This is a genomic window from Enterobacter cloacae complex sp. GF14B (genome assembly GCF_004136805.1).
GTDB classification, from domain to species: Bacteria; Pseudomonadota; Gammaproteobacteria; order Enterobacterales; family Enterobacteriaceae; genus Enterobacter; species Enterobacter hormaechei_C.
In genome coordinates this window covers 1-3,867 of record NZ_QFRV01000160.1, presented here as the reverse complement: position 1 = coordinate 3,867, position 3,867 = coordinate 1, and the positions used below count along the sequence as shown (strand labels likewise).

Sequence of the window (3,867 nt, the reverse complement as noted above, 5' to 3'; positions counted from 1 at the left end):
ACCGCGGCGCGCGCCTGTCGATGGGCTGGAACCTCGGGGACCGCATTGCCTGCTGGTATCACGGCGTAGAGGTGGCGGGCAACGGCGAAGTGAAAGACGTGCCCGCCGTAGATAAATGTCCGCTGGTCGGCCAGCAGTGCGTACGCAGCTATAACGTGCAGGAGGCGCACGGCGCCATCTTCCTCTGGTTTGGCGTCACCGCGGACCAGCAGCCGGACGAGCTGACCTTCCCGGACGAGCTCGCCGATACGGACAGCTTCAGCAACTTCCTCTGCACCGCCGCGTGGAAATGCAATTACCAGTACGCGCTGGAAAACGTGATGGACCCGATGCACGGCACCTATCTGCACTCCTCGTCGCACTCGATGGCGGAAGGGGATCGCAAGGCCGACATGGTGCTCCAGCCGACCAAAACCGGTTTTATTTTCGAGAAGAAAGGGCAGAGCGGCGTCAATTTTGACTGGGTGGAGCTGGGCAACAGCGGCACCTGCTGGATGCGCCTCTCCATTCCGTACAAGAAGCGCTTCGGGCCGGGCGGCCACTTCTTTATCGTCGGCATGGTGGTGCCGGAAGATAACGACAACTGCCGCGTCTTCTTCTGGCGCATTCGCCGGGTGCAGGGCTGGCAGCGCGATATGTGGCGCTTCATGTACCGCAACCGTCTGGAAAAACTGCACTGGGAAGTGCTGGAGCAGGACCGCGTGGTGCTGGAAAGCCTGGCGCCAAACGCGCGCGATCATGAGTACCTGTATCAGCACGACGTCGGTCTTTCGCGCCTGCGCCGCATGATGCAAAAGGCCGCCAAAGAGCAGCTGGCGATGCGTGAAGCACAGCAGGGAGCCGCCTGATGAACGGGCTGCTGAGCGGCAAGCGCATCGTCATAACCGGCGCCGCGCGCGGGCTGGGCTTTCACTTTGCCAAAGCCTGCGCGGAGCAGGGCGCGGCGGTGGTGATGTGCGACATCCTGAAGGGCGAGCTGGCCGAAAGCGCCCACGCCCTGAGCGAGCGGGGCTATGCGATCGAACCGCACGTTATCGATCTGGCCGATCCACAGTCCATTGAGCAGGTGTTCAGCGCCATTGGCGAGCAGGGTCAGATCGATGGCCTGGTGAACAACGCGGCGATGGCGACGGGCGTCGGCGGCAAAAACATGCTCGATTACGATCCGGATCTCTGGGATCGGGTGATGAGCGTCAATGTCAAAGGCACCTGGCTGGTGACGCGCGCCGCCGTGCCGCTGCTGCGTGAAGGGGCGGGCATTGTGAACGTGGCGTCCGACACCGCGCTGTGGGGCGCGCCGCGCCTGATGGCCTACGTCGCCAGCAAGGGGGCCGTCATTGCCATGACCCGATCAATGGCGCGCGAACTGGGTGAAAAGCGTATACGCATTAATGCCATCGCGCCGGGGTTAACCCGCGTCGAGGCGACGGAATATGTCCCCGCCGAACGGCATCAGCTCTACGAAAACGGACGCGCGTTAACCGGCGCGCAGCAGCCGGAAGATGTCACCGGCAGCGTGGTCTGGCTGCTAAGCGATCTGTCTCGGTTCATCACCGGACAGCTGATCCCGGTCAACGGCGGTTTTGTCTTTAACTAAGGTAGGGCGATGATGGCAAACGATCAGGAAGTGAAGTATCTGGTGCCGGGGCTGGAGCGCGGTTTACAGCTGCTGTTGGCCTTTGGCGAGCAGCATCGCGATCTGACCTTTGCCGAGCTGCACCGGCTGGTAGATATGCCGAAGGCGACCGCCTATCGCGTGGTGCAGACGCTGGAGTACATGGGCTTTCTGGAGCGCAACACGCGCACCAATACCTTTTCGCTGGGCATGAACGTGCTGCGTCTTGGCTTTGAGTACATCGCCTCGCTGGACGTGGCGCAGGTCGGCCAGCCGGTGATCGAGCAACTGCGCGACGTGAGCCAGTGCAGCAGCCATCTGGCGATCCGCGACGGGCGCGACATTATCTACATCGCCCGCGTCAGCGCCGCCGGGTCGCGTATCAACCAGGTCAGCATTGGTACCCGTCTGCCGGTGCACTGTACCTCGCTGGGCCGCATGCTGTTGACCGATATTTCCCGCGCTGATTTCGAACAGCTGTTCCCGCATGAGCGTCTGCCGGGCAACACGCCGGGGCAGCTTCACGACCGTGAAGCCCTGTGGCAGATGGTGCAGCAGGACAAAGCCCGCGGGTATGTCATCGGCGAATCCTTCTTCCGCCACGGCATCTCTTCCATCGTCTACCCGGTGTATGACCGAAGCGGCCGCGTGGCGGCGGTAGTCAGCATTCTGGTGCCGTCGGAGGAGATCCCGCAGAGCGACCGCGAGCGCCTGCAAAACGAGGTTCGCCTTGCGGCGGATAAAATTTCTGGCTTCTTAGGGTATCTATCACAGGCCAGTTAAATCAGTGAGTTAACGCCAGGCGCTTGACTGCGTCGGGCATGTTTTACGCCCAATCTGGGCCAGATGAGGCAACGAACGATGAGTGTAACCGGAATTGAAAAGCTGGAATTTGGTGTGGAAGACCTGACGCACTGCGCCAAATTTATGCGTGATTTTGGCCTGACGGGCGATGCCAGCGGCCAGCGTTTCACCACCCTGAGCGGCGCGCGCGTGGAGCTTAACCCGATCGACAGCCCCGACCTGCCGCCCGCGTTTGAAGCGGGCAACACCCTGCGCCGCATGACCTGGGCGGTTGCCGCACAGTCCGATCTCGACGCGCTGCGCCCGAAGCTGGCGCAGCAGCCCGGCTTTCGCGAAGTGGGCGACGCGCTGGAATGCCTCGATCCGAACGGCATGACGCTGCGCGTGCAGGTGACCCAGCAGACCGACGTGGAGCTTAACGTCGAGCCAATAAACCAGTGGGGCGACGCCCGCCGTATCGACACCCCCAGCCCGGTTTACGATCGCGCCCAGCCGATCAACGTGGGGCATGTGGTGTTCTTCGTGGAGGAGCTGGCGGCGGTGGAAAAATTCTACCGCGAGGTGCTCGGCTTCCAGGTCTCGGATCGCTATATCAACCGCGCCGTGTTCCTGCGCTGCGGCGTGCGTGGCGGCCATCACAACCTGTTCCTGCTGCAACTGCCGAACCGCAAGCGCGGCCTTAACCACGTGGCCTTCACCGTGCGCGATATCCACGAGGTGATCGGCGGCGGTATCGCGATGAATAAACATGACTGGAGCACCTTTATCGGGCCGGGCCGTCATCCGGTGTCGTCGGCGTACTTCTGGTACGTCAACAGCCCGACCGGCGGCGCGTTTGAGTATTACACCAACGATGATTACCTGACGGAAAACTGGCAGCCGCGCGAGCTGGAGCATTCCCTGGTCTCCTTCACCGAGTGGGCGGTGGAAGGCGGGATTGACCACGACACGCGCCGTCAGCAGAAAAAGCCGGAGGCGGTATGACATCGCGCATTGTCATTATCGGCGGCGGCCAGTCAGGCGGCTGGGCGGCGAAAACCCTGCGTGACGAGGGCTTCGACGGCGAGATTTGCGTGGTAGCGGAAGAGGAATGGGATTTCTACGAGCGGCCGCCGCTGTCAAAAGCGTCTCTGCTGGAACCGGACGCGGCGCTCCCAAGGCTGTTTACCGACGAGGTGCAGCAGGCGCTGGACCTGACCTGGTACCGACCGCTGCGCGCTGAATCTGTCGATCGCGATGAAAAAAAAGTCCTTCTTAGCAACGGCGAGCAGCTTAGTTACAACATCCTTTTAATCGCTACCGGCGGTCGGGCGCGCCTGCCTTCGCAGGCGTGGGCCAGCCATCCGCAGGTCTATACCCTGCGCCACTGGCAGGACGCGCAGCGCCTGAAAAGTCGCCTGTCGGAAAGTCACAAACTGGCGATTATCGGCGGCGGCTGGATTGGCCTT

Annotated in this window: 5 protein-coding genes; all 5 read left to right on the top strand. The window is 62.2% G+C overall.

The genetic code is table 11. The features are described from left to right. Nucleotides 1–848, top strand: an 848-nt coding sequence (locus DD606_RS24000) for an aromatic ring-hydroxylating dioxygenase subunit alpha (protein ID WP_129259317.1), incomplete at its 5' end; no start/stop codon positions are given. Beyond that, the gene (locus DD606_RS23995; RefSeq protein WP_003860050.1) at nucleotides 848–1,597 is read left to right on the top strand and encodes an SDR family oxidoreductase; all 750 of its coding nucleotides are present in this window, start codon (nucleotides 848–850) and stop codon (nucleotides 1,595–1,597) included. The genes DD606_RS24000 and DD606_RS23995, both read left to right, overlap by 1 nt. 12 nt (nucleotides 1,598–1,609) lie before the next feature. Then, nucleotides 1,610–2,398, top strand: coding sequence for an IclR family transcriptional regulator (locus tag DD606_RS23990; protein ID WP_003860053.1), 789 nt, complete (start codon nucleotides 1,610–1,612; stop codon nucleotides 2,396–2,398). Nucleotides 2,399–2,476: 78 nt separating this feature from the next. After that, nucleotides 2,477–3,403, top strand: coding sequence for a VOC family protein (locus DD606_RS23985; protein WP_003860055.1), 927 nt, complete (start codon nucleotides 2,477–2,479; stop codon nucleotides 3,401–3,403). Beyond that, the coding region (locus DD606_RS23980) for an FAD-dependent oxidoreductase (protein WP_176691472.1) at nucleotides 3,400–3,867 on the top strand (468 nt) is incomplete at its 3' end. The genes DD606_RS23985 and DD606_RS23980, both read left to right, overlap by 4 nt.